This window comes from Shewanella sp. 10N.286.45.A1 (genome assembly GCF_041470405.1).
Lineage (GTDB): Bacteria > Pseudomonadota > Gammaproteobacteria > Enterobacterales > Shewanellaceae > Shewanella.
On the sequence record NZ_JBFRMK010000041.1, the window covers coordinates 9,452 to 12,337 of the forward strand.

The 2,886-nt window shown below is 42.9% G+C and carries 2 protein-coding genes; one reads left to right on the forward strand and one right to left on the reverse strand.

The features are described from left to right. On the forward strand, positions 1-1,746 hold a 1,746-nt coding region (locus AB4238_RS03595; protein ID WP_372031369.1), incomplete at its 5' end, for a prolyl oligopeptidase family protein. 73 nt (positions 1,747-1,819) lie between these two features. Here AB4238_RS03595 and AB4238_RS03600 read toward each other — a convergent pair. Next, positions 1,820-2,563: a YdiY family protein gene (locus AB4238_RS03600; RefSeq protein WP_220736610.1), complete on the reverse strand. Its 744-nt coding sequence runs from the start codon at positions 2,561-2,563 to the stop codon at positions 1,820-1,822. Positions 2,564-2,886 lie beyond the last annotated feature (323 nt).

The following is a 2,886-nucleotide window of genomic DNA, read 5'->3' on the forward strand; positions in this document are numbered from 1 at the left end:
GAAACGGTATTAGATGTTGATGCACTAGGTAAAGCAGAAGGGGTAAATTGGGTATACAAGGGGATGGATTGCCGTTACCCCAATTATGATCGCTGCATGGTGTCATTGTCACGTGGTGGAGCTGATGCTGTTGAAGTGCGCGAGTTTGATCTGAAGCAAAAAGCATTTCTAGATAAACAGAGCAAACCTTTTACGTTGAGTGAAGCAAAATCAAGCGTCAGCTGGATAGACAAAGATACTGTTTTTGTTGGCACTGACTTCGGTGACGGTAACAGTCTTACTGATTCAGGTTATCCTAAAGTGGTTAAACAGTGGCATCGTGGTACGCCATTGTCAGCGGCTAAAACCGTTTTCAGCGGTGATAAAGCCTCGGTTGCGGTGTCTGGATATGTCATCTATGACGATGAAAAACCACTACAGTTGGTTACTGAAAGCCTTACTTTTTATACCGCTCAACACTATGCATATCGTGACAACAAACTGGTCGCGTTACCGCTGCCAAAAGATGCAGACATCAAAGGTTATTTCAATGACCAGCTCTATATCGAGCTTAAGAGTGAGCTAAAAACTGGCGCAAGAACCTTTAAGCAGGGCGCTATTGTTTATACTGATCTTGATAAATTGATTGCGCAGAAACCTGAGTTTAGTGTTTTGGTTGAACCAACCGCGACAGCCTCAATTTCCCAGGTTAGGTTCACTAAAGGCGCAATATTAATTACTTGGCTCGACAACGTAAAAAGTAAATTAATACGCTATGTGCAAAATGGCAACAAGTGGCAAACGCAGCAAGCTCCGTTTGATGTCAACGGTACATTAAGTGTATTCGGTGCCGAAGATGACAGCAGTGAGGTCTTCGTTAACTACACCAGTTTTTTAGAGCCCTCTAGCCTTTACATGTTTGATGCTAAGAGTATGAAAGCAAGTAAGTTGAAGGCGATGAAGCAGCAGTTTGCCGCTGAACGTTTTGAAACGAAGCAGTATTTTGCTAAATCTAAAGATGGCACTAAAGTGCCCTACTTCGTGGTTATGGCAAAGGATCTAAAGTTAGATGGCACCAATCCTACCTTGCTGTATGGATATGGTGGTTTTGAAGTATCACTGCGTCCTTCATATTCAGCGACTATTGGTAAAAACTGGTTAGAGCAGGGCGGTGTGTATGTTCTGGCTAATATCCGTGGCGGTGGGGAATACGGGCCTGCATGGCATCAAGCTGCATTAAAGGAGAATCGCCACAAGGCTTACGAAGACTTCGAAGCGATAGCTAAAGATTTAGTTAGCCGAAAAATTACTTCGAGTAAACATTTAGGGATCCAAGGCGGTAGTAATGGTGGTCTATTGATGGGGGCTGCCTTTACTCGTAACCCTGATCTCTATAACGCGGTCGTGTGCCAAGTGCCGTTACTTGATATGAAGCGTTATAATAAGTTACTGGCTGGTGCGAGTTGGATGGGGGAATATGGTGATCCAGATATTCCTGCACAATGGGACTATATTAAAAAATTCTCGCCTTATCACAACCTAAAGAAAGATACGGCTTACCCTAAAGTGTTCTTTACTACTTCAACCCGCGATGATCGTGTTCACCCTGGTCATGCTCGTAAAATGGTAGCGAAAATGGAAGACATGGGGATAGATGTTCTGTATTACGAAAACATAGAAGGTGGCCATGCAGGTGCTGCTGATAATAACCAAGCCGCGGAGCTCAGCTCCATGGTTTACGCCTATTTAATGCAGCAATTAAAGTAACAGAGAGGCACTGGTAATTAAATTGCCCTTGAGTTTACCTTAAGCAAACTCAAGGGCAGATTATCTAATATGGTTATTGAAAGGTATACAGCAGATTAAAAGTCGTGATGGTATCAGTCTGCTTAGACCCTTCAGGTACGACTTGAGTGTATTTGATATTGACGCCGATTTTGAATGCCCAGTCTTGAAAAAGGGTGTTTTTATAGCTCATATCTAAAGTCAGCGTGTTGTTGTCTTCTCCGACCTCAGAGGTCAAGTCTGCATTTAGACTGGTGTACTCTTGTAGTTTCTGCTCAAATTTTGCCGCTGTACGCAAAATGACATCTTTATTGGCATCAGGGTTAGGGATACTGTCTGTCGAAATGGGTAAGTTATAACGATAACCTGGGCCGACTTCTAAACTAAGCTTGGTACTTGAATTAGAAATAGCATCGAAACCATAGCCACCAGAAATGGTAGATACGCGAGTGTAACTACCAAATTTATCCCAGGTGAAGTCTCCACGGCCGAAAACGTAACCACTATAGAATTTGTAGCTAGATTGCAGTTGCAGGTCGTACTTCTCTGACGTGGTCTTTTCATCATCGGCCGCAAAATAACCTTTAATGGTAGCCTCTTGCCTCGTTGAATCAGTGTCGTAAACTAATTTTGTACGGCCATTGAAGCTACTTGATTCAGTGTTACCTGTATTAAGCTGGAAACCAGCTTCAATTTCAGCGGTAAAATCACTCGGTGGTTCTTGATAATCAGGCGGTACAAGTGCCAAGGCTGCTGGTGAGCAAGATAGTGCTATAGCTGCGGTAAGGATTCTAGACATTATTATTCTTGGTATGCTGTTCTAGGTTGAAAGTAAAATTGTGCAATGCGACATCATACCTAGAATCAGCTGCAGCGCAAACTAGATTATGTTGTTGATAAATCCTGGGGTGAGGTGGGGAGTATTTTACCTAAAGGAAATGGACATAATATCGATTGTAATGTTTGCTCGGGCAGGGCTCAACGAGTACAGACCACCGTTATAGAAATTCAGCAACAGTATACTCATATCTCCAACCTATGCTTTTTTTGGGGGGGTAAAACTGGCAATCAAATGGCGCTGGGTTGAACTGTTTAGCTGAGGCTAATACCAACTCCATTAAA

Excerpts from the sequence above, each read along its gene's own strand:
- AB4238_RS03600 (WP_220736610.1), bottom strand. The coding sequence starts at position 2,563 with ATGTCTAGAATCCTTACCGCAGCTATAGCACTATCTTGCTCACCAGCA.